Raw genomic sequence first — 273 nt, forward strand, 5'->3', positions numbered from 1 at the left:
AGCCCACGCACGCACCGGCACGGACACCTGCTCACCCACTCGGCCCTCGAAAGGCTTGGTGTCCGGAACTGTGAGGGTGAAGAGTTGAACGAGGCCACGGTTATCGAGGCCCTCGATCTGGAGAACCGGGCGGGTGTGGATCACCTCGCCGGTCTTCTTGTTGACGCCACCACCCAGGGTGGTGACTGCTCGAATGGTGCCGGTCAGCGTGAGCATCACAGGCTCCCTTGATCCAGGGCACCGGAACGCTCGATAGCTTCCTCGGCGCGGGCC

At 64.5% G+C, this 273-nt stretch carries 1 protein-coding gene; it reads right to left on the bottom strand.

Going from position 1 to position 273, the window contains the following annotated elements; translation table 11 throughout:
* A partial coding sequence (locus ABG80_RS18090) for a hypothetical protein (protein ID WP_152987732.1) occupies window positions 1-216 on the bottom strand: 216 nt, incomplete at its 3' end.
* Window positions 217-273: the final 57 nt, after the last annotated feature.

This window comes from Aquabacterium parvum (assembly GCF_001447195.1).
In the GTDB taxonomy this organism is placed as follows: Bacteria; Pseudomonadota; Gammaproteobacteria; order Burkholderiales; family Burkholderiaceae_C; genus Aquabacterium; species Aquabacterium parvum.